General features: G+C 42.1%; 21 protein-coding genes, 1 pseudogene and 1 riboswitch. Of the genes and pseudogenes, 6 read left to right on the top strand and 16 right to left on the bottom strand.

Annotation, left to right across the window (positions count from 1 at the left end):
• Window positions 1-26 precede the first annotated feature (26 nt).
• Window positions 27-1,481, top strand: a complete 1,455-nt coding sequence (locus NDJ01_RS20685) for a sucrose-6-phosphate hydrolase (protein WP_170892132.1) — start codon at window positions 27-29, stop codon at window positions 1,479-1,481.
• A 73-nt stretch (window positions 1,482-1,554) separates the two neighbouring features.
• Here NDJ01_RS20685 and NDJ01_RS24760 read toward each other — a convergent pair.
• Window positions 1,555-1,665 (bottom strand): annotated as a pseudogene (locus NDJ01_RS24760) (dihydrofolate reductase); the annotation flags it as partial.
• Window positions 1,666-1,919: 254 nt separating this feature from the next.
• Here NDJ01_RS24760 and yghU point away from each other — a divergent pair.
• The 3 genes from yghU to NDJ01_RS20700 all read left to right on the top strand — a co-directional run bounded on the left by yghU (window position 1,920) and on the right by NDJ01_RS20700 (window position 5,766).
• Window positions 1,920-2,777: a glutathione-dependent disulfide-bond oxidoreductase gene (gene yghU / locus NDJ01_RS20690; protein ID WP_074190461.1), complete on the top strand. Its 858-nt coding sequence runs from the start codon at window positions 1,920-1,922 to the stop codon at window positions 2,775-2,777.
• Between the two features lie 1,197 nt (window positions 2,778-3,974).
• Window positions 3,975-5,144, top strand: a complete 1,170-nt coding sequence (locus NDJ01_RS20695) for a D-alanyl-D-alanine carboxypeptidase family protein (protein WP_047008086.1) — start codon at window positions 3,975-3,977, stop codon at window positions 5,142-5,144.
• Between the two features lie 214 nt (window positions 5,145-5,358).
• A complete protein-coding gene (locus NDJ01_RS20700) occupies window positions 5,359-5,766 on the top strand; it encodes an SPOR domain-containing protein (protein ID WP_006741205.1) in 408 nt (135 codons plus the stop codon).
• 50 nt (window positions 5,767-5,816) lie between these two features.
• Here the strand turns inward: NDJ01_RS20700 and NDJ01_RS20705 are convergent, their stop codons facing one another.
• The 5 genes from NDJ01_RS20705 to NDJ01_RS20725 form a co-directional block, all read right to left on the bottom strand.
• A complete protein-coding gene (locus tag NDJ01_RS20705) occupies window positions 5,817-6,290 on the bottom strand; it encodes a peroxiredoxin (protein ID WP_005396331.1) in 474 nt (157 codons plus the stop codon).
• A gap of 129 nt (window positions 6,291-6,419) precedes the next feature.
• Complete coding sequence (locus NDJ01_RS20710) at window positions 6,420-7,433, bottom strand: adenosine deaminase (protein ID WP_258587261.1); 1,014 nt, start codon at window positions 7,431-7,433, stop codon at window positions 6,420-6,422.
• Window positions 7,434-7,522: 89 nt separating this feature from the next.
• Window positions 7,523-7,622, bottom strand: a riboswitch (purine riboswitch).
• A 259-nt stretch (window positions 7,623-7,881) separates the two neighbouring features.
• Window positions 7,882-8,022, bottom strand: a complete 141-nt coding sequence (locus tag NDJ01_RS20715; protein ID WP_005396335.1) for a PA3496 family putative envelope integrity protein — start codon at window positions 8,020-8,022, stop codon at window positions 7,882-7,884.
• 50 nt (window positions 8,023-8,072) lie between these two features.
• Window positions 8,073-8,282, bottom strand: coding sequence for a hypothetical protein (locus tag NDJ01_RS20720; protein WP_053807947.1), 210 nt, complete (start codon window positions 8,280-8,282; stop codon window positions 8,073-8,075).
• A gap of 240 nt (window positions 8,283-8,522) precedes the next feature.
• Entirely contained in the window at window positions 8,523-8,732 is a 210-nt protein-coding gene (locus NDJ01_RS20725) for a cold-shock protein (RefSeq protein ID WP_005396336.1), read from the bottom strand.
• 391 nt (window positions 8,733-9,123) lie between these two features.
• Between NDJ01_RS20725 and NDJ01_RS20730 the strand changes: the two genes are divergently transcribed.
• Window positions 9,124-9,972, top strand: a complete 849-nt coding sequence (locus tag NDJ01_RS20730) for a pirin family protein (RefSeq protein ID WP_258587262.1) — start codon at window positions 9,124-9,126, stop codon at window positions 9,970-9,972.
• Between the two features lie 143 nt (window positions 9,973-10,115).
• Here NDJ01_RS20730 and NDJ01_RS20735 read toward each other — a convergent pair whose 3' ends face one another.
• The 10 genes from NDJ01_RS20735 to NDJ01_RS20780 form a co-directional block, all read right to left on the bottom strand.
• Complete coding sequence (locus NDJ01_RS20735) at window positions 10,116-10,964, bottom strand: patatin family protein (RefSeq protein ID WP_258587263.1); 849 nt, start codon at window positions 10,962-10,964, stop codon at window positions 10,116-10,118.
• A 386-nt stretch (window positions 10,965-11,350) separates the two neighbouring features.
• A complete protein-coding gene (locus tag NDJ01_RS20740; protein WP_006741201.1) occupies window positions 11,351-11,689 on the bottom strand; it encodes a hypothetical protein in 339 nt (112 codons plus the stop codon).
• A 633-nt stretch (window positions 11,690-12,322) separates the two neighbouring features.
• Entirely contained in the window at window positions 12,323-12,754 is a 432-nt protein-coding gene (locus NDJ01_RS20745; RefSeq protein ID WP_005373685.1) for a YccF domain-containing protein, read from the bottom strand.
• A gap of 217 nt (window positions 12,755-12,971) precedes the next feature.
• Entirely contained in the window at window positions 12,972-13,904 is a 933-nt protein-coding gene (locus NDJ01_RS20750) for a Gfo/Idh/MocA family protein (RefSeq protein ID WP_182018734.1), read from the bottom strand.
• A 123-nt stretch (window positions 13,905-14,027) separates the two neighbouring features.
• Window positions 14,028-15,683 carry a phosphoethanolamine transferase gene (locus tag NDJ01_RS20755; RefSeq protein ID WP_170901891.1) on the bottom strand — a complete coding sequence of 552 codons (1,656 nt, stop codon included), beginning with the start codon at window positions 15,681-15,683 and terminating at the stop codon, window positions 14,028-14,030.
• A gap of 22 nt (window positions 15,684-15,705) precedes the next feature.
• Complete coding sequence (locus NDJ01_RS20760) at window positions 15,706-16,062, bottom strand: diacylglycerol kinase (RefSeq protein ID WP_012842368.1); 357 nt, start codon at window positions 16,060-16,062, stop codon at window positions 15,706-15,708.
• A 143-nt stretch (window positions 16,063-16,205) separates the two neighbouring features.
• The gene (locus NDJ01_RS20765; RefSeq protein WP_150916969.1) at window positions 16,206-16,598 is read right to left on the bottom strand and encodes a glycine zipper family protein; all 393 of its coding nucleotides are present in this window, start codon (window positions 16,596-16,598) and stop codon (window positions 16,206-16,208) included.
• A 117-nt stretch (window positions 16,599-16,715) separates the two neighbouring features.
• On the bottom strand, window positions 16,716-18,011 hold the full coding sequence (locus NDJ01_RS20770) for an ATP-binding protein (protein WP_047008096.1): 1,296 nt from the start codon (window positions 18,009-18,011) through the stop codon (window positions 16,716-16,718).
• Window positions 18,011-18,724 (bottom strand): response regulator, encoded by a 714-nt coding sequence (locus NDJ01_RS20775; RefSeq protein WP_005396348.1) that lies wholly within the window; start codon window positions 18,722-18,724, stop codon window positions 18,011-18,013. Before NDJ01_RS20775 ends, NDJ01_RS20770 begins: the two co-directional genes overlap by 1 nt.
• 214 nt (window positions 18,725-18,938) lie before the next feature.
• Window positions 18,939-19,235 carry an isoamylase early set domain-containing protein gene (locus NDJ01_RS20780; RefSeq protein ID WP_005396349.1) on the bottom strand — a complete coding sequence of 99 codons (297 nt, stop codon included), beginning with the start codon at window positions 19,233-19,235 and terminating at the stop codon, window positions 18,939-18,941.
• Window positions 19,236-19,519: 284 nt separating this feature from the next.
• Between NDJ01_RS20780 and NDJ01_RS20785 the strand changes: the two genes are divergently transcribed.
• Window positions 19,520-19,900 carry a hypothetical protein gene (locus NDJ01_RS20785; protein ID WP_031780538.1) on the top strand — a complete coding sequence of 127 codons (381 nt, stop codon included), beginning with the start codon at window positions 19,520-19,522 and terminating at the stop codon, window positions 19,898-19,900.
• Window positions 19,901-19,912 lie beyond the last annotated feature (12 nt).

The following is a 19,912-nucleotide window of genomic DNA, read 5'->3' on the forward strand; positions in this document are numbered from 1 at the left end:
AGATCCAATTTCAGTTGAGAAAAATTATGAGCTTAAACAACCGTTGGACTGTAGAGCAAAGATATCGCCGACTTGAGCAAATCCCTCAGTGTGATATCGAAGAAATGAAACTTTCACGTCAGCAAGATAAAGGCTTTCCTAGTTTTCATATCGCCCCTAGATTTGGGCTGTTAAATGACCCAAATGGGTTGTGCTATTTCAATGGTGAGCACCACATCTTTTACCAGTGGACGCCTGTGGGACCAGTCCATGGAATGAAGTATTGGTACCACCTTTCTACTAAAGACTTCATCCATTTTACTGATCATGGCGTGGGTCTTCATCCCGACCAAGACTACGATTCACATGGTGTTTATTCGGGTGGCGCTTTGGTGGAAAACAACAAGGCTTTGCTGTTTTTTACTGGCAATAAGCGTGACCAAAACTGGAACCGAATTCCAACACAGTGCTTTGCCACCATGGATTCAGACGGCAACATTGAAAAGCATGGTGTGGTCATTGAGAACGAACATTACACGGAGCACTTTCGTGATCCAAAAGTTTGGAAGAAAGGCGACGACTATTTGATGGTGGTGGGTGCTCAAACCAAAACTGAGCATGGCTCAATGGCGCTCTATCAAAGCAAAGATTTGAAAACGTGGCAGCATAAAGGTCCTATCAAGACCAAGCTTTCTGACCTTGGGTACATGTGGGAGTGTCCTGATTTCTTTGAGATTAATGGTCAATCGGTGATGCTGTTTTCTCCACAGGGCGTGAGCAGTAGTAATCCTTATGATTTCAAAAACATCTATTCTGTCGCGTATATCGTGGGTGATCAGTTGAACCTAGAGTCGATGACTTTAGAAAACCACCAAGATATTTTACAGCCAGATTATGGGTTTGATTTCTACGCCCCACAAACCTATTTAGATGAGAGTGGGCGTCGCATTCTTATTGCATGGATAGGGTTGCCAGAAATCGACACACCATCGGTCACACACCAGTGGGCAGGAATGTTGTCTCTTCCTAGAGAACTAACGTTGAAAGATGGTTTTCTTGTTCAAACTCCACTCCCTGAGCTGAAGAGTTTAAGAAAAGAAGAGGTGGTCTTTGCACAATCCCATACACTGGAAAGCACCAGTTGTTTGATACAATTAGACCTTGAGGGCGATGGCTTTGAACTTGAGCTGAGTAACCTCAAAGGTGACAACATCGTCTTTAGTGCGACAGAGCACGAGTTTATGCTGGACCGTCGTCACATGTCTCATTTGTACGCAGAAGAATTTGGTAGCATTCGAAAAGCACCAAGATTGGACGCTAAGCAGACGATTGATATATATATCGACAACTCTGTCATCGAGATTTTTATTAATGGTGGCAAACACACGATGACCAGTCGTTTCTTTATTGATGACCTCAATAAGGTAACGTTGAAAGGGTTGGAGCAAGCAAGGCTTTTCCCTTTGAAAGGTATCACTGGTTTGTTTGAATCTGCTAAGTAACGGTTTCGATTACATTAAAACGCCCTTCATTGACTCAGTGAAGGGCGTTTTTCTTTTTAACTATCTAACCTAACTATCTTTCACGTACGTAAGTCTTCTGAACCAAAGTATCTAACACTACTTCGCTCTTAGTGACTGTAAAGTTAAGCGGTTGTTCTAAATCACCAAACAGAGGTGCGCCGCCGAGTTGGGCTTACTCATTATTGTTAGCATCTCGAACCTAACTCACATTAAAACAACGTTTTTCCTTATAGCGTGAAAGAAAATTCCATAACCAAAGGTTCTAATTAAGTGAAAGGTCAGGACTTTTATTTGAAGATTCCGGCCTAATATCTTGGGTATGCCCATTTATCGAATGCGGTGGGTTACTTCATCATGCTTGCTGGCGCACTGAGTTTGCCAGCTTGATAATGCATTCAAACACAATAAGGGATAACAATGGCTAACGAATACATTCCACCAAAAGTTTGGACAAACGATAACGAAAATGGTGGCCAGTGGGCGAGCATTAACCGCCCGGACTCAGGCGCTCGTCATGAGCAAGAATTGCCTGTTGGGGAACACCCATTCCAACTTTATTCCATGGGGACTCCAAACGGCCAGAAAGTAACGATCATGTTTGAAGAGCTTCTGGCGGCAGGCGTAAAAGAAGCAGAATATGATGCATACCTGATCAAGATTGGTGACGGCGACCAGTTTGGTTCTGGCTTTGTAGCTGTTAACCCAAACTCTAAAATTCCGGCACTGGTTGACCGTTCAGGTTCTGAGCCAGTGAACGTGTTTGAATCAGGTAACATCCTGTTCTACCTAGCAGAGAAGTTTGGTCACTTTCTACCAAAAGAAGGCGCTAAGCGTGCTGAGGTAATGAACTGGTTATTCTGGCTGCAAGGTTCTGCGCCATACCTAGGCGGTGGTTTTGGTCACTTCTACGCGTACGCACCAGAGAAGTTCGAGTACCCAATCAACCGTTTTACAATGGAAGCAAAACGTCAGTTAGATGTATTAGACAAGCGCCTCGCAAACAATGAATTCCTAGGAGGCGATGAGTACAGTATCGCTGATATCGCAACATGGCCATGGTACGGCAACCTTGTACTGGGTCGTGCTTACGATGCGGCTGAATTCTTAGACGTAGAAAGCTATAAAAACGTTGTGCGTTGGGCGAAAGCGATTGATGAGCGAGAAGCTGTCCAGCGTGGTCGTATTGTGAATCGCTCATGGGGAGAAGAGTGGGAGCAGTTACCTGAACGTCACAGCGCAGAAGATATTGATAAGGTATTGAAGCTTAAACCATAAGCAAACTTGGCTCAGTCACTTCAAGTAAGTTTGTTTTCATCCGAACTCATACTCCAAAACTGATCAAATCCATAGCGCATCTTACTAGATGCGCTACTTTTATTTGAATTGTAACCCCGTTGAAGATTATTCAATATATAGATGGTTCTTTGCTTCTATTTGTCGTTTTCATATTCAACAAGCCCTCTGCATTTCTATTAACTATTAGCTGATGATATTCTAAAAATTTATACTTTAGATAACCTTAAATTTATAACTTAATTTTATATCTAGTATAAATAAACTTAATGATAATTAATCTTTGACATAACCTTTTATTTTGTGTGGAATGTGCAGGTTAATCTATTTAAATTAAAATTTATAGATAAATAAAATTTAAATAATTTACTGAATTCTACATCTAGCTTTGAGCAATGTTTAATTACAACTGCTTATACCATGAAAGAGGATATGTATAATGTCGTCGTTTGATTCGTACTGGGTTGGGGTACGTGAAAGAATTGCTATACAAACTGAAGGTAACCGAAATTTAAAGTCTTTAGTGATAAAAAAGCAGAGAGTGAACTTAAATAACAGTGGCTTATCTTTTCGTGCTAAAGCCGGATGCCTTATCCCTCATTGTTACACTCAGTTTACTGATGACGATACAAACTCAAAGGCATCGAAAAAAGCCTCCCTTAGTTTTAAGAAAGGGAAATTATACTTTTCTCCTGTCTAGTAATAGATAATATTTAGGTTATATATAAATTAAATTTTTATTTTTATCTGAAATTCTGACAATAAATTATTATTTTGTTATGACCGAGATGAAGCATTGGTTGGTAAATTATTAGTTCGGGTTATTAATTGAATTGTAGATTTTCTTAGTTGCCCCTAGTTAGATAGTGATAAAATTTTTAGCTATCTTTTCCCGTACAAGCTTAGTTTTAGATCTGGCTTGTACGGTTTTTTCTCTGAACACTAATTACATCGCATAACGGCATGATTTCTCGCCTCTTGTCTCATCTTTCTAGACGAAAGCTCTACCTACCTCTCATTATTCTCGACAAACATTGAGTAAAAGTAACTAATCGTAACAAGGTGGCTGTAACTGAGCGCCGTTTCAATATACTCGCTCTTTACCTAGGTAACCCTGCGCTTTGAATTCATTCGGGTACCGTTTGTAAGCCTTAAATGCTACTAAGATAAGATGTCATGATGAGAAAAAGTACTATATTAAACACAGTGTTAATTACAGGGTTCGCTGCTGTATCTTCGTTGGCTTATGCAGCACCAACGGTTGTGCCAAATGCACCGGAACTCAGTTCTCGTGGCTATGTTTTGATGGACTTTCACACTGGGAAAGTGCTGGTTGAACGTGATGCACATAAACGGCTAAATCCTGCGAGCTTAACGAAGTTAATGACGGCTTATGTGGCTGGTCAAGAAATTAACGCAGGTAATATTACTTTGGATGATGAGGTCGTCATTAGCCGAAATGCTTGGGCAAAAAACTTCCCAGATTCCTCAAAGATGTTTATTGAAGTCAATACTTCCGTTTCTTTATCTGACTTATACCGTGGCCTGGTTGTTCAATCAGGTAATGATGCTAGTGTGGCCATTGCTGAACATGTCGCAGGTAGTGAGTCAGGGTTTGTAAGCTTGATGAATAGTTGGGCTGCTAAGCTTGAATTAAATAACACAGCTTTCACCAACCCTCATGGTCTAGACAGTGACGGTTTATATTCAACACCTTATGACATTGCCAAGTTGGGTCAAGCTATTATTCGTGACTTACCTGACATCTACCCACTGTATAGCGAAACCTCGTTTACCTACAACGGCATTACGCAATATAACCGCAATGGCTTGCTTCGTGATCGCAGTATGAATGTCGATGGCATGAAAACTGGTTATACAAGCGGTGCTGGTTATAGTCTAGCGACTTCAGCGACTCAGGGTGACATGCGTTTAATTGCGGTTGTGATGGGAGCAAAAAGTGAGAATATCCGTGAATCCGAAAGCAAGCAACTGCTAAGTTATGGCTTCCGCTTTTACGATACGGTAATGCCAACCGAGGCAGGAACGGAAGTTGCGAACGCTCGAGTTTGGATGGGCGAACAAGATGAGCTTAAAGTAGGCGTGGCCAATGACGTTTATCTCACTTTACCAAAAGGGGATGTGAAAAAGCTACAAGCTGAAGTTGAATATAATGGCGATTTGGTAGCGCCAATTTCTCAACAACAAGTGGTTGGTAAAGTGCTTTACAAAGTCGAAGGTAAAGTTGCGAATGAAGCCGAACTTGTTGCGTTGGAATCAGTGGAAGAAGGCAGCTTATTCAAGCGAATTTTAGACTGGTTTAAGCAATTGGTCGCGAGTTGGCTCTAAAAAACAGCTAACTTCTGCCATTATCACTCTATCTTGTTATTGTTCTATTAAATCAATTTACTAAGGCGGCCAACGTGGTCGCCTTACTTTTTTGGAATACTCGTTGCGCTAAAACATCGAACCTTCTTGTAAGGGGCTATTTTCGCCTAATTAGAAGCGTTTTTGTGTTTTTGAGTGCGAGAAAAAAGAAACTAGAACAAAAATGGAGTGACACGTGCACAAGATTTTATCTTTGACATTGATTTTATCGCTCATGGGCTGCGCTATGCCTTACCAGCAGCAGGTCGATAGTGGCCAATGTGTTGGAGTAATGACCTCTCAGGATGCGTATGGTTATTTAAACCCAAACCATTACACGATGCAGGTACTCGCGCTAAAGCAAGAAAAAGATGTGAAAGATTACATTCGTTATATCGATCCTAAGCATCCGGTTTGGGTTAACTGGAAAAACAGCCGAGGCACGCGTTGGTATACGGTAACTGTTGGCGATTTTAAAACGAAACAGGATGCCTACAATGCGCTTTCTTCACTGCCGAGCCGCGTAAAGCAGTCATCCCCATTTGTGCTGACTTTTGCGGAAATGCAGCGTAAGCAACAAACGAGTGTTGTGAGAATGCGTTAGCCAACAAAAAACGGAAGCGATGGCTTCCGTTTTTGTATCTAAGGGTAAGCTTAAAGCGCCGCTAAAATCGTTTCTGCTTTGCTTGCTTCAAACTCTTTTGGTTCTTCAACGTTAAGTTTGGTCACAATGCCGTTTTCAATGATCATAGCGTAGCGCTGTGAGCGAATACCACCAAAGCCGCCAGTATCCATTTCAAGTCCCAATGCTTTAGTAAAGCTAGCGTCGCCATCACCCAACATTAGGATTTCTGAAGCGTTTTGAGCTTCGCCCCAAGCTTGCATCACAAACGCATCGTTTACAGAAACACACGCAATTAAATCAACACCTTTTGCCTTCAACTCGTCGGCTAATACCACATAGCCTGGTAGGTGAGCTTCCGAGCACGTTGGGGTGAATGCGCCAGGTACAGCGAAGAGTACGACCTTCTTGTTTGCAAACAGCTCAGTCACGTCGTGGTTAACCATACCATCGGCAGTCAATTCGCTTAGAGTCGCAACTGGTAGAGCTTGGCCTTGTTGAATCATGATTTTATTCCTTTTTGTGTGCTAGTTTAGCTTTCTCAGTCTAGCGCTTATAAATGCGGTTAACCACAGAGCTTTTGTAAGGTTTTAGCACCTAAGTGTTTGACCCAGGATGTAGCACTGATGGCTTTATTACAACGCTTCATGCTGACTTACGTATTGACTAACGAGATGGCGATACTTCGCTTTCAACTCATTATCGATGAAGCTAGCATCAATCGCATTCATTGTGAATTGAGCTAGTTCATTCTTACTCATTGGGTGTGCGTTGTTGACGGCTAAAAAGTTATCTGTCATGTAACCACCAAAGTATACCGGATCGTCCGAATTAATCGTCACAGCGACACCTTTGCGCAGTAGCTCGACAATATTGTGATCTTTCATATCGTCAAATACACACAATTTAAGGTTCGATAATGGACATACCGTCAGTGGCATTTTGCTTTCAATTAACGACTCGACTAATGCTTCATCCTCAACACAGCGAACACCATGATCCACGCGGCTGACGTGAAGCATTTCAATTGCATCGGTAATGTTTTGTGCGGGGCCTTCTTCACCTGCGTGAGCAACAGTCAGTAAGCCTGCTTCTACCGCTTGTTTAAATACTCGTTTGAACTTAGTTGGTGGATGGCCTTGTTCTGAAGAATCTAGACCGACACCGATGATCTTATCACGGTGTTTCAGAACGGCTTGCAGAGTTTCCATGGCGCTTTCTTCTGAAAGGTGACGGAGAAAACACGCAATGATTTGTGAAGTAATGCCGAGCTTCTCGTATCCATCTTTTAGTGCGCGAGCGATCCCGTGGGTAACGGTGTCAAAGTCAATACCGCGCTCTGTATGCGTTTGTGGGTCAAAAAAGATTTCGGTATGAATAACGTTATCCGCTTTACAGTGCAGTAAGTATTCCCAAGTGAGATCGTAAAAGTCTTGCTCTGTACGCAAAACATCCGCCCCTTGGTAATAAAGGTCAAGGAATGACTGTAAGTCTTCGAACTGATACGCGCTGCGCAGTTCACTCGGAGAAGAGTAAGGAATGTCGATACCGTTTCGTTGTGCTAACTTGAAGAGAAGTTCTGGTTCAAGTGAACCTTCGATATGTAAGTGCAGCTCTACTTTTGGAAGACCTTGAATAAATGCGTTCATATTCCACCTTATGTGTATTGTGGATGCAGTTACTCTAAGAATAGGTATAGATAAGAATAAATCGAACGCTATCACAAAGAGTAAGACCCACGATGATCTCAACTCTTCGTAATCAGCACTTTGCGGGAACTGGTAGAGACCCCCAAACCATATCATTGGGGTTATACGAAGCAAACGAGGCGATTATACGCAAAATTCTCAATTTGGCTATACGCAAATAACCTAGTTGTCAGTAGTCGAAGGGTTTTTCTAAGAAAACTAAGAAAAGTAACTGGCAACCGTATAAGTCACTTGGGTATAGAGGAGCAAATTGGCTTTTGAGCGTGAACGAGGCTTATCGTGTTGTTATAAGTGAGGAAAAAGAGTGAGGCTTCGTTTGAGCAAAGGTAGGTGGCGGTACCTTGCACAACGATGGAGCAGAGAAAGCATTGAGAGAGTCAAGGATAGCTTATAGATCAAATAACTTGTCAAATTCTCTTTGTTCCATAATGTCTTCTATACGGCGTCGCGTTTTTTGTTTTACCGCCGCCGCGTTTTGCTCAGACTCTTTCTTGTCTTTTTCTGCTTGCTTCTTACTTTTTCTAGCCATTGGATACCTTCCAAATTAGTTGCATCATTCATTAATGCATGAAAACTGAATTAGTTAACAGTAAAACTTCCTAACTTTGAACCTGAATCACAGAGAATAGTTCCAGATTGCGTTTTCTCACAATATTCAAAATCGATCATGTAGCTATGAGAATGAAGCTTAGGTAATACGTGCCTTCGTAAAATATCACCATTTAATTGATGTATTTTAGCGTTCCAAGAGGTGTGAGGTTGTTCTAGATTAAATTCAATTTCTAACATTTATTCTCCTGTTTCTTAGTGATTTTGTCTTTGTTAAGTAATTGATACCAATGCCTTTGACGGCCTGTTCTTTTTGAGGACATGATTTTTCCTATAAATAATAAATTAAGCAGTACTATCCTATTTATTTTAGGTAGTACAAAGCAATGCCTGATATTAGGCTGAGTGATTAAAGTGAGAATATTTTTGAAGGAGAGAGATTTGGTGCAGCATGGGCATGCTACACCAAGAAAAGCAGTCTTATAGAGGAGTTACTTCAGTCGCTTGAGGACCTTTTTTACCTTGCTCTACGTTGAAGCTTACTTTCTGACCTTCAGTCAGTGTTTTGAAACCGTCAGAAACGATAGCGTTGAAGTGTACGAATACATCTTGACCACCGTTGTCTTGAGATAGGAAGCCAAAGCCTTTAGTTTCGTTAAACCATTTTACTGAGCCGTTTACTTTAGACATAAAAATACCTTTGAATTAAACATTAAAATTTGAATTTGTTTTGTGGATCTTTTCTAAGCTATTGAATGTTCAATCAAGAGGAAGTTGTACGCAGGTGTCTGAATTGGGGGATTCAAGATTTTACTGAGAGGAAACTTAAACTAAATGTTGCATTAACAGCTCTCTTCTAAGAGCCAAGGCCTACTATACACCTTGTTTAGGAAATAGCTACACTTATTTTTAAATATATGTCGACAGCTTGGATAAGTGTACTGTTCGAAAAATTTGAATAAGTAGCTCAAATAGCAAGGCTCATGATTATTTTTCTTCAATCTAAAATAGAACCATATCGATAGCCATGGCTGAACATGCGGTTTGCAAGCGGCCACAAAGGTAAACGAGGAGAAATAGTATGAGCACATTCAGAGAAATTCGTCAGCTTATTCACTCACAACCCACTGCTGATGGTGACGGAGTGAAAATTCGTCGAGTAGCAGGGTTTAATAATGCGAGCTTTTCTCCATTTTTGATGATGGATGAACTTAAGTCTGACGACCGTGCTGATTATGTTGGTGGCTTTCCTCCTCATCCGCATCGCGGCATCGAGACGCTTACTTACATGTTGAAAGGTCATTTCCAGCATCGTGACCACATGGATAATGTTGGTGAGCTTCGTTCTGGTGGCGCTCAATGGATGGCGGCAGGAAGAGGCGTCATTCATAGTGAGATGCCTATTATGCAGGAAGGTGAATTGCATGGTTTCCAAATTTGGATAAACCAGCCTGCGAAAAATAAGATGGCACCGGCTCAATATCATGACTTTCAACCTGAAACGATAACGGAATTCGAAACTCAAAGCTCGGGTGTTGTTCGCTTGATTGCTGGTCATCTGACTATAGACAACGAACGTATTCAGGGGCCTCTAACAGAAACAGGTGTTGCTGCCACGGTGGCCGATTGGAGAGCGATGGTTGGTCACGCTTTGAATTTGACCACGGAGCAAGACCACAACATGATGCTCTACGTTTATAAAGGTCGTATTCAGGTAAAAGATCGTGAGATCAATCAAGGCGAAATGGCGATTCTATCGAAAGGTGAATGGGTTGAATTACAAGCCGAAAAGGAGAGTGGTGCTCTGATTTTTATTGGCGAACCAATCAATGAACCAGTGGTTCACTATGGCCCTTTTGTAATGAATAGCATGGAAGAAATAGAACAAGCAATCCAAGATTACAATTCAGGATTGTTTGAAAGCTACTAGCATCAACATCCTAACTCCCTTTTCTGTGAGTAGCGCAGTTATCAACAGTTTTGAGCCTGACCATTGGGCTCGACCAGAAGCAAATACGATAATCCACTGCCATCGAATTTGCGTTAGCCACGTCTAATCCACGTGGCTTTTTTCTACTTCTGATTCCATCGCATGATGGCTTCTTTTCCTGCTTCAATACCTAGCTCATAAGCTTGACGCAATGGTGCTGGCGAGCGACTCAATCGTTTTAATTTAAATGATTCGGGAGGACACACTTGGATGATTTCGACTCCCGGTGGTGGATTTTCGATCAGTGCTAAAGTTTGATTGTAGCGAACTTCACGCGTCAACATCGGCTCAATTAATCCTGGCGTTTCTTTCAACATCCGTTTGGTTAGCGCGCTGAACTTTCCTTTCGGCTTTTGATAGCTGGAGGGTTGACTGCGTAAAACCATAATCTTTTTGGCTCCCCGCTTTATTGCTTCTGCTACAGGAAGCGCATCAGAAACCCCACCATCAACGTATCGGGTGCCGTTCAGTAAGACACCATTTCGGTAAAGCACGGGAAGCGCGCTGCTGGCTTTCATTGTTTCTGCGAGCTCGTCGACATTAGGAGTATGGTACTCGGCTTGGCCATTGTCTTGACGTGTTACGCCTAAAAAGAAAGGTCTCGAATCCGCTTTTAGTACGGACTTGTCGATGCCAAGCTCTTCGAGAGTGACGTCCCACATCCAATCTAAGTTCATCATATCGCCGCCACGTAGAATCTGAGATGGTGAGATGAATTCTTTCCTTAAACTGTAATCGAGATAGATTTTTAAGTTGCGCCCGGGCATTTTAGCTAAATACGCCGCCAAGTTACTTGCGCCTGCCGATACGCCCCAAAAGCTATCAAATGGAGAGAAATCGTTAGCGAGAAAATGATCGAGTATGCCGCAAGAAAATACGCCTCGCATCGCACCACCTTCGACAATCAACGCACGCTCTCCTACTTGTTCCATCACTGTGTTCCATTCTTTACCTATTGGATGAATAGAATGCAGCTTAACGCAAAACGGTTTTATACCCAAGTGGTCCTAAGTGCTAGGGTATCTCCTTAAGTAAAAGAAAAGGGCATCGATGGATGCCCTTTTTATATTAAGCCTAGGAGTTACAGGTTATTGAGCAGCTCATTTAGTGAAAGTGCACTGAATAAATATGTCACTCCCACACAGAAAGCGGCGCCTGTAATTCCGATACTGATCGTTGTTGTAATTAAAAGAAGTGTCATCTTAGACATACAAGATCAAACTCCTTTTTTATATTTAAGTGGGGCGTTGTGCGTCTGGTTATCGTTTTGAATCATGATGCAAGCGCCCTAAGTTTATTGTTCTAATAAAAGTGATGATCACTTGTCAAAAAAGCAGATAAATAGCACCCAAACTGTCGTTAATGCGAGCAGCGGAGTGAATACTTTCTGTATAGAGGCGCCATCGGTTAGGTTGTAGATTTTGATGGACTCGTTATAGAACGCCCGCTTGAACGCCTTAAAAGAAATATCATTTTTCACATGAGATTGTTCATAGTGTAGGTGTGCTGCGTCTGATAGTTGGTATTCTAAGTCTTGGAGTTCGTACTCTTTGTTAAGAAATGCCTCCCAAGCCGAAAGACGGGCTATCGTTTTTGGAGATTGATTACCCTTTAACTTCTCTAGACGTTTGGCATAAGCAGCTTGATATTTATCCACGGTGTATTCCTGTCTGAATAGACGTTGAGTTAGAACATTTGTAAAAGGAAAAACGAGCAAAAAAGGGGGCTTTACGTTCTATGTCTGTGATAAATGCTAAGGAGCTCAATGGTCTATTTCTCTGATGTCGCGAATAATATTGATTGAACTTAAATGCGACAAACAAAATAATTTACTCAAGATAACAACGAATATTTGTTGCCTTTTAAAGAAAAGCGATAGTGATGCGAAGTGGTGGCTTTGATCGGGAAGAAACCCGCTTTCGTAACGGCTTGCGTTTACTGAGAAAAAGTAAACGCTGGAACTATCGCTGGATTGGTGTGAGTTATTTATCGTCAAAAATCATTAATATCAACTATGCTTATAGTTCGACTTTTCGTAAATGAACTCAATTTGGAGGAGCAGAAATAATACTTATTTTTGAGCGTGGGTGAGCTTGGAGAGTTAAGCTAATCCATTGATTAATAAAAAGTAAAGTAGTACAGAGCTAGGGTGAACTTCAACTTAAAGGTGACGGTATGGATATACAATCAACCATTATTGAATATGCGATAGCGATAATAGGCTTACTTTTGACGGGAGTTGCCCTCTGAGCACGACGGCCCAGAGGATAGAAAGTATATTGGCTGTTTGTTAGCGGTTGATATTGTACCGAGCCATTGCAGCTTCTTCTGACGACACAACCGTTTTACCAATTGGTGCGAGTGAAATAACCGCAAGCTTCAGGTGTTGGAGTGCAAACGGAATACCAATGATGGTTACAAAACACGCTGCGGCGGAAAGTACGTGACCGATTGCCAACCAAAGACCTGCAAAGACAAACCAAAGGACGTTACCGATAACGCCTAGAGGGCTCGTACCAATGTCCATTTCATTGGTCAATTCATCGCGTGAAATGGCTTCTTTTCCGAATGGGAAAAAGGAAAAATTACCCATAACGATACACGCACGCCCCCAAGGTATTCCGATGATGCTAATAAAGGCTAAGATACCGAAAAACCACCATAGCAACCCCATAAATACGCCACCAAATACAAACCAAATGATGTTACCGAGTGTTCTCATTCTATTTCCTTTACTCTTGAATATGACGATGCAGGTTCCTGAGGGTATAGTAATGTAAAACTAGAACCACTCCGTTAATAAACGTGATCCGTTCCCTCATTCACTTGCTTGATAGAATAGCCGCATAAGTATTAACAGAGAATGAATGACTCTCTGAAGCTACGTTTGTTTTAGTATAGAGCGTAATACTCGATTAAGCACATAGCCAAGAATTAAGCTACCTAGAGGTAACTTTCTCGATATATTGACAAATTTGCTCTGCTAACTGATGGCTAGCAATGTTGCGTTTCACTACTTCACTAGCGATTTTTCCAGATTCAACGACGCTAAACCAGTCGAGCAACATCGCATGAAAACCTTTGCTCGTCAGCATTGGCGTCCAATCTTTCAAATTGATTTTTTGCTCTTGGTTCGCTTGCCATCGTTTCCCTTCAACGAAAGAGTCGAATTCCACTGCTTTGTTAGCATAACAAGCTTGAACGCGCTCCACAGTCACACCGAAGTGACGATTCATCGAAGCGTGGAGTAAAGTATCTCCGTGTTGCCACTGAATATCTAAACGCGCCAATTGGTCACCCTCAAGCTGATGCGTTATGTAAGCCTCTTTTAAATCGTTTTTGGCTGTCACGTTAATACTGTCTAATGGGTGAATAAAATCATCAAATATAAAGGTACGAATATCGCCTGGTAGTTGGTGACGGTTCTTTTCCCAGCGTAGCGATTTTAGGTCAGAAATGTTGCCTTGCTGTACCTCTGGCATGTGTTGGTTGTAAAGCGGAATATGACGTCGGTTGAAGCCCACATAAAGTGGTTGTTTTTCTTTTTCGGCAATATCGTACAGTTTTTCCACGTCATCAGCATTGTCCGCTAATGGTTTGTCGACAAAGGTTGGGATTCCATGTTGCAAAAAGAATGCTGCGATTTGAGGATGTACGCTTGTTGCCGCATGAATCATGACTGCATCTACGCCAAAGTGCAGAAGCTGCTGGTAGTCTTGACAGGTCTCTGAGATTCGATATTGCTTAGCCAGACTCTCAAGCACATTTGCGTTGCGGGTACAAAATACAAGTTCGATATTTGGAAGCTGAGTGATAACGGGAAGGTATGCTTTCTGAGCAATATCTCCTAAACCAATAATACCAATTTTCATCCTAGTCCTTATTTCGATGTATGGATGGCAGGTTGTAGTATAACGCTTGGCAAGCTGATGAGTTTAAATGCCTTGTTAGAAAAGAGCCTGACTCACATTTTGAGTCAGGCTTTGTTGGTCCACTTAGGAAGTCGTGCGGCAGTCTTTGAATATATCTAACTTGCCGTCGTAGGCTTGGGTTTGTACATCCATAATGCCTAATAAAGAGTGGAACACGTTATCATGTGAGTACTGGCCTGCCTTTTGCGCTTCATTCGACAAACAGTCGGTGTTTATTTGTTTCACTTGCTTAAAGCCGGAAGATAGCCACATGAGCAAAGGAACACGTTTTTGGAAGTCTGGTGCAAGGCCGTAAGGCATGCCATGTAAGAACAATCCGTTTTCGCCTAATGATTCACCATGATCTGATACGTAGATGAGAGCGGTATTATATTGAGACTCTAATGCTTTGAGTTTGTTGATAGTTTCTGCCAACACAAGATCAGTGTAGCGTATCGTATTGTCGTACGTATTCACGATTTGTTCGACGCTACAGTTTTCTATATCTGCACGTGGGCAGTCTGGTTTGAAAAACGCTTTGTCTCTAGGATAACGCTGGAAGTAGGTAGGACCATGGCTTCCTATAAGATGCATGGCGACAACGCGATTGCCGTGCATATCCGCAACTTCTTGATCAAAGTGATCTAACAGCGCCATATCGTAACAGGTTTGACCGTTACACAGAGGACTTGCTTGCTTTCGGTTCACTTCAATTTTCTTGATCTTGTGGGCGACTTCTTTGTCTCCGCCATCATTTTCTTTCCAGATGAGGTCAACTCCAGCGCGCTGCATGATGTCGAGAGCATTATCTTGGTTATCTGCCTTGGTCCGTTCAAACTCGCTTCGCGTGAGCTGAGAAAACATGCAAGGCACAGATACTGCAGTTGCAGTGCCACAAGACGCGACCTCTTGAAATGAAATCATATCCAGCTTACTGGTGTAAGGGTTTGTCTCTCGCTTATAGCCATTGAGTTGGTAGTTCTGCGTTCGAGCGGTTTCTCCAACAACAAACACCAGTAGTGTCGGCTTGTTCTGTGCTTGCTTTACTGCGCTATCTGACTGCTTTGCATCGATTCCAATCTCGCGGTACGGTTCTGGCGTGGTGAAGTATTTCTCCTTTACATACCCAGTCGCGCTGTAAACGAATTGAGTGGGAATAATGATTTTTTTCAGGTAGCTGTTATTGCGACCGACAGATGCATAGTCTTGGTAGTAAACACTGGCAATAACAGCAATTACGGCAAGAGATGACAACATCGACACCAACTTCGTGAGAGAAAAATACAGCAATTGGTGGCGCTGAGATTGCAACTTGACCTTATAGACAATCATCGCAGGGACGCCCCCCATAAGTAGCGTCCAGATTACAGAATAAGTACTCAGGTAAGAGCTTGCCTCGCTCGAATCGGTTTCAGCAATATTAGCAATCATTCCAGAATCGAAAAGCGTGCCATAGTTGTAACTTGCGTAGCTCACCATACTCGAAATTATGAGCAAAATAATAAAGAATGGCTTTCCAACCCAAGGCCAACTAAATAAGTTAAAAAGGAAATTGAGCGCGGCAAGAAAGAAAATGGGTATCGTAATAATAAAACCAATTTTGACATTATCTAGGCTTGAAAAAATACCATTCAGCTCTTTGTAAATAGGAATGTTTACAACCAGCGCGAAATAGAGTGCCAACAAGAAAGTAAAGGTAACGTACGAGATACCTTTTTGTTGCAAATTATGTGTCTTCATAAGTAAATGTCTTGAATCAAAATTAGAGCAAGAACGAAGCCCAAACAAAAAGGGCAAGAGTGAGCGCAACAAATACTGCAGCCGAGCCGATATCTTTGGCTCTACCACTGAGCTCGTGCCAGTCATCGCTAACACGGTCGACAACCGCTTCTACGGCGGAATTAATAAGTTCGACGATCAGGACCAATAACAGGCTACTGATCATCAGTACTCTTTCAAATGTGGTGACTGGAAGGAAAAAAGCACAGACGGAAAGCACTAAGGCTAGAATCAATTCTTGTCTGAAGGCGGCTTCGTATTTCCATGCGGCTTTCAATCCCTGAAATGAATAGCCGGTCGCATCCATGACACGGCGTAGACCTGTTTTTCCTGGCTTCAAAATATGACCTTACTACAGCTTAATAATTTAGATTGTGCATCTATCCAAACGATGAAAAGAGATTAATCGTTCTTGCGTGAAACATTTGTGAATGGCATTCATCACACAACGATATAGGGTTTGAATAAGAAAAAAGAGTTGAATTAATCAAGGTCGTAGACGGTATAGCCTTTATTCTGAAGGCATTTTCGCAGTACAAGAGATTGTGTTTTGGTGGAGTCATTGCTTCCACTCAACGCTCCGGCCCCAGCCCCTACAGCACCGCCTGCAGCGGCACCTACAGCAGCCCCTCCTATCCCGCTTTCTAGTGCTCCAGCTGCTGCCCCAATTAGTGCACCTGTAACTGCACCATTAGCGGCTTCAGATTTAGCAGCTTCCGCTTTGTCTACGTTATCCGCATACCCTTGGCAATAAAGAAAATCTTGTTCATATTTAGCAGGATCAACATTGGTCATGTCGACAACAGGCTTTTGATTATAAGTACAAGCGGTAAGAGTAGAGGCAAGCGTCATAACCAGAATAAAAGGTTTGTACATGAGTATTATCCATTTGTTCTGTGAATTTATGGATTAAATGTACACTGTTTTATTGTTGGGCTCTGTCGCTGGAGTGTATTGAAGTGTCGTCTTCTGTAAAGGAGGAAAGACGTTAGCTTAACTGTCTGATTTTGGGAGACGAAGTGTGAAGCAAGCACCACCAAGTGGGCTATGAGAAATCGAAACCTCACCATGTTGAAGTTCCATTATCTGCCTGACGATCGCCAAACCAAGCCCAAATCCACTCGTGTTTTTGTTTCGGGACTCATCGGCGCTATAAAATGCTTCAAAAAGGTGAGGCCAATGCTGCTCTTCTATACCTATACCATCATCATGTACATGGATTAAGCAGCTTTGCTGATCACTTTTTATCTCAACCATAATTTGAGTATTTGCATATCGCATTGCATTGCGTAGCAGATTATCCAAGGCACGTTTTAGCAGTTTTGGATCGGCGAATGCGCGCGCGTTTTCAGAGTTTGTTTCATTGAGTGAGATTGATAATTTGGTCTCTTTTTGCCATCTCTGTTTTAACTCATTAACTAACTTGGTGAGCGCTACGTTTTCTGTTTGCAACGCCGTATCTGGGCGTTCCATTTTGGCGTAATAAAGCAGCTCTTCAACCATGTCTTCCATCTCGTCAATGTCCTCGACGATACTACGTACATGCTTTTTCTGTTGTTCGGTTAATGTAGAGTCCGATAACAAGTCAGCTTGCCACTGTAAACGAAAAATAGGAGTGCGTAATTCATGCGCAACTGCATTGGTCAGCATTTTATTGCTAGTGATCAGGCGAGAAACTTTGTCAGCCATCGTATTAAAGCTTTTGTTCAGCGTTCCAACCGACTTGGCGCTTGAGGTGCTTGCTCGTGCTTTGAAGTTGCCTGAAGCAAACTCGACCGTGACTCTTTCTAACTCACGAATTCGACGACTCAAAAACCAGATCAGCAGTATGCAATACAGAGCAAATCCGGCTAAAAAGAATAACCATACAATGTTGTCATCAAAGTTAATCGCCTGAATAACTGAGCTATCTGGATCATCGATCATTTTGAAAATAGGGGTGTCCGCATCTAGGCGGAACCATATATCCCTTTCTTCGTCGTAAGCAACGTTAACAGAGGTGTCACTTTCAAATGCTTTTCTGATGTCCTCTGGAAGTTCTTCGAGCGTGTGAGGAATCAACAAGCGATGGCTGGACGTGGCAAATTGCTCAAGCTGTTGTTGAGTGTATTCTAGTCCGTGCTCTTCGTAGATAGGATAGATAAGATCGTGGAAAGCTTGACCTTCTTGCTCTTGTAGCAGGTAATCGTAATCTGTGTTGATCTCATAGACTAAGAATTCGTAACCCCACAAACTCACCATAAATAGAATGATAAGACCGACAAAGCTTTCCAGATAAATCCGTCTCATTATTCATTCCATGCATCAGGCATAAATAGGTAGCCTTTGCCGCGAACCGTAATGATTTTTTGTGGAGAGCAAGAAGCATCGCCTAATTTTTTTCTCAATGTCACAATACGGTTGTCAATGGTGCGATCTGTACCGTCGTACTCAATACCACGTAGTGTTTTCGTTAACCACTCACGTGAGAGTGTTTTTTCTGCGTGTGTTGCGAGAACCCATAATAAATCGAACTCACCGTCAGTCAGCGCAATTTCTTCCTGGTTCATGACGCATGATTTACGTAATCGGTTTAAACACAGCACTCCAATTTGTAGACCGTTTTCGGACTCGGTAGAGGCTGCCTCTTTTCTTCTCAATAGCATGCGAATGCGTGCCAGCAGCACGCGAGGTTTGATAGGCTTGGTAACAAAGTCATCGGCGCCAATTTCTAATGCGGCGACGTGATCGAAGTCGTCATCACTCGCTGTCAGCATCAACACTTTGCCTTTGTAGCATTCACGGATTTGACGACATACGCTCAGGCCGTCTTGTCCAGGTAGCATCAAATCTAACAAAACCACGTCTGGCTGTGTGTCAATAATCGCTTCCGGTGCGTCTGTCCCGTTGTCGATACATTTGACCTGGAAACCTTGTTCAACAAAATACTCTCCCAGCATAGCTTGTAATTTGGGATCGTCTTCCACGATGATTAAAGATGGTTTGACTTGTTGTGCGTTCATTTGAGTGATGTATACAATATTTAATATCACTGGAACTTAAACAAATTTACGAATTATTTCAAATAAAGCTTTCTCAGAATAAGGTTATCGGATGAGTTGATTCGATAAATACCCCAAGTAATGATTCAAACTTAATCATTAATCACATTATGAAGAGGCTAAAAAAGGCGCAACTGCTGCGCCTTAATATGGAATATTAGAGTGAACTTACGTTTTATTCGGTGGTGCACACGACGCTGTTGTCGCTGCCAAAAGCATTGGGAACATAAGCGTCGGCTTGAGGATCGTTTTCCCACTTTGCATCATTGAGCAAGTAGCGGAACTGAACATTCTGCTCTTTAGGTAAGCGCGTTTTAAATTTAAATTGACGGCTTTTCTTCACTAACTTCATCGGTTCTGGCTGCCAGTTGTTAAAATCCCCAGCAATATGGATGGAGTCCCACTGGTCTTTATCTAGCTCGAACGTGACTTCAACTTCATCTTTTGTCTTAAAGAATCTCTTTTTAAGCATTGATCTTTCCTTGTTCGTACAAAAACTGTTCTAACTATTACTCGTGTTTCATAACGATTTCAAGTTTTATCGAATTGTCGCTGGTATCAGGTGAAGAACTATCTAAATGATGAATAGCTTAATCGCTATGAGTTCTTGTGAGAGGGGAGCGGTATTGAGAAGCCTCAAGGGTAAGGAGCCGTTAACGTACCAAGTTTTTAGGCGAGGCGGAACTCAGAGTCCGTATCTTGAAGTCAAACCGTTATCATGTATTATCTTAAATCACCATTTTTGTTGATGTAGCTATGTTGAAGTTTAACCGTACATTGTTGACCGCGATAGTTTGTTTAGCCGCTATGCTTTTGAGCAGTGTCGCTCCTATGGCGAAGGCTTCAGCCCCGGTGAAAACAATTGAAGTACGCGATATTATTGTTCAACAGGCTGCTCTGCACAAACAACTTGGCGTCAATGACGACTGCGTAGAATCACATCACGATGAGTCAACTATCAATAAGGTGCAACAGTCTCACACGAGTTGTAGCTCTTCCTGTATGGTCAAAATTCCCGCCAACTTATCTCAAAACGACTTACTGCTTCTTCCTTACAGCCTTGCATTGATTGATAGGCCTTTAGTCGAAAAAGTAGTGACAGTGATCACCAAGCTTTATCGTCCTCCGATTGTTTAATTCCTCATCTCA

This window comes from Vibrio sp. HS-50-1, assembly GCF_024747315.1.
Taxonomy (GTDB): domain Bacteria; phylum Pseudomonadota; class Gammaproteobacteria; order Enterobacterales; family Vibrionaceae; genus Vibrio; species Vibrio diabolicus.

What these genes read in the sequence shown, in the direction of transcription:
- NDJ01_RS20685 (WP_170892132.1), top strand. Translation starts at nt 27, where the DNA reads ATGAGCTTAAACAACCGTTGGACTGTAGAGCAAAGATATCGCCGACTT.
- yghU (WP_074190461.1), top strand. Translation starts at nt 1,920, where the DNA reads ATGGCTAACGAATACATTCCACCAAAAGTTTGGACAAACGATAACGAA.
- NDJ01_RS20695 (WP_047008086.1), top strand. Translation starts at nt 3,975, where the DNA reads ATGAGAAAAAGTACTATATTAAACACAGTGTTAATTACAGGGTTCGCT.
- NDJ01_RS20705 (WP_005396331.1), bottom strand. Translation starts at nt 6,290, where the DNA reads ATGATTCAACAAGGCCAAGCTCTACCAGTTGCGACTCTAAGCGAATTG.
- NDJ01_RS20710 (WP_258587261.1), bottom strand. Translation starts at nt 7,433, where the DNA reads ATGAACGCATTTATTCAAGGTCTTCCAAAAGTAGAGCTGCACTTACAT.
- NDJ01_RS20715 (WP_005396335.1), bottom strand. Translation starts at nt 8,022, where the DNA reads ATGGCTAGAAAAAGTAAGAAGCAAGCAGAAAAAGACAAGAAAGAGTCT.
- NDJ01_RS20720 (WP_053807947.1), bottom strand. Translation starts at nt 8,282, where the DNA reads ATGTTAGAAATTGAATTTAATCTAGAACAACCTCACACCTCTTGGAAC.
- NDJ01_RS20725 (WP_005396336.1), bottom strand. Translation starts at nt 8,732, where the DNA reads ATGTCTAAAGTAAACGGCTCAGTAAAATGGTTTAACGAAACTAAAGGC.
- NDJ01_RS20730 (WP_258587262.1), top strand. Translation starts at nt 9,124, where the DNA reads ATGAGCACATTCAGAGAAATTCGTCAGCTTATTCACTCACAACCCACT.
- NDJ01_RS20735 (WP_258587263.1), bottom strand. Translation starts at nt 10,964, where the DNA reads ATGGAACAAGTAGGAGAGCGTGCGTTGATTGTCGAAGGTGGTGCGATG.
- NDJ01_RS20745 (WP_005373685.1), bottom strand. Translation starts at nt 12,754, where the DNA reads ATGAGAACACTCGGTAACATCATTTGGTTTGTATTTGGTGGCGTATTT.
- NDJ01_RS20750 (WP_182018734.1), bottom strand. Translation starts at nt 13,904, where the DNA reads ATGAAAATTGGTATTATTGGTTTAGGAGATATTGCTCAGAAAGCATAC.
- NDJ01_RS20755 (WP_170901891.1), bottom strand. Translation starts at nt 15,683, where the DNA reads ATGAAGACACATAATTTGCAACAAAAAGGTATCTCGTACGTTACCTTT.
- NDJ01_RS20765 (WP_150916969.1), bottom strand. Translation starts at nt 16,598, where the DNA reads ATGTACAAACCTTTTATTCTGGTTATGACGCTTGCCTCTACTCTTACC.
- NDJ01_RS20770 (WP_047008096.1), bottom strand. Translation starts at nt 18,011, where the DNA reads ATGAGACGGATTTATCTGGAAAGCTTTGTCGGTCTTATCATTCTATTT.
- NDJ01_RS20775 (WP_005396348.1), bottom strand. Translation starts at nt 18,724, where the DNA reads ATGAACGCACAACAAGTCAAACCATCTTTAATCATCGTGGAAGACGAT.
- NDJ01_RS20780 (WP_005396349.1), bottom strand. Translation starts at nt 19,235, where the DNA reads ATGCTTAAAAAGAGATTCTTTAAGACAAAAGATGAAGTTGAAGTCACG.
- NDJ01_RS20785 (WP_031780538.1), top strand. Translation starts at nt 19,520, where the DNA reads ATGTTGAAGTTTAACCGTACATTGTTGACCGCGATAGTTTGTTTAGCC.